General features: G+C 64.2%; 1 pseudogene. It reads right to left on the bottom strand.

From position 1 onward, the window contains the following. Positions 1–1083 (bottom strand): annotated as a pseudogene (locus tag ABCN56_RS19670) (IS3 family transposase); the annotation flags it as partial. Between the last annotated feature and the right edge of the window lie 47 nt (positions 1084–1130).

Raw genomic sequence — 1130 nt, 5'->3', positions numbered from 1 at the left:
GATGACGATCTTCGCCTCGGCGAGGCTGTAGAATATCTCGCCATTGAGCAGCTCATCCCGCAGCTTCGCGTTGAAGCTCTCGCAGTAGCCGTTCTCCCATGGGCTGCCCGGTTCGATGCAGGCTGTCCTGGCGCCGACGGCGGCGATCCACTCCCGCACCGCCTTCGCGACGAACTCCGGGCCGTTGTCAGACCTGATGTGGTCCGGCACGCCGCGCAGGATGAACAGATCGGACAGCACGTCGATGACATCCGTGGACCGCAGTCTGCGATCGATCCGGATCGCCAGGCACTCCCCGGTGAACTCATCGATAAGGTTCAGCATTCGGAACTTCCTTCCGTCATGGGGTCCGGCTCTCGACGAAGTCATAGGACCAGACATGGTTCGGACGCTCGGGCCGCAGACGGACGCAGGACCCGTCATTGAGCCAAAGCCGGCTCCTCTTTGGTTGTTTCTGGGGAACCCTCAGCCCCTCCCGCCGCCAGATCCGCCCGACGCGCTTCACGTTCACCGCCCAGCCGGCCTCGCGCAGAAGCGCGGTGATCCGCCGGTAGCCATAGCGCCCGTATTGACTGGCGAGCGTGATGATGTCCGCGGTCAGCGCATCTTCGTCCGCCCGCCCGCGCGGCACCTTCCGCTGGGTTGAACGGTGTTGGCCGAGCACGCGACAGGCCACCCGCTCCGAGACATGGAACTTCTGCCTGACATGGTCGACGCAAGCGCGGCGGCGGGCGGGGCCCAGAAGTTTCGCTGGCGCGGATCTTCGGTTCCCGAGGCAGCCTCTCGCAGGATCAGCTTCTCCAGCGTGAGATCCGAGACGGCCTTCCGCAGGCGCTCGTTCTCCTTCTCCAGCTCCTTCAGCCGCTTCACCTGGTTGGTCTTCAGGCCGCCGAACTCCTTCCGCCACCGCTAGTAGGTGAACTGCGTCACGCCAATCGAACGCACCGCCTCGGCCACGGACTGGCCTTGCGACACCAACACGTCGACCTGCAGCAGCTTCGCGACGATCTCTTCAGGCTTGTGCGCACTGCCGGGTGATCGATCCACTGGATCGATCACTGATCCGGCTCCGATCTGGGGCATTCCTCCATCCTCCAACTGGCTCGAAAGCCTACTTCAGGGAGGACCAC

Source organism: Ostreiculturibacter nitratireducens, from assembly GCF_032670585.1.
Classification (GTDB): domain Bacteria; phylum Pseudomonadota; class Alphaproteobacteria; order Rhodobacterales; family Rhodobacteraceae; genus Ostreiculturibacter; species Ostreiculturibacter nitratireducens.
Note: the sequence above shows the minus strand (reverse complement) of the source record. Positions and strands in the feature narration are given on the sequence as shown.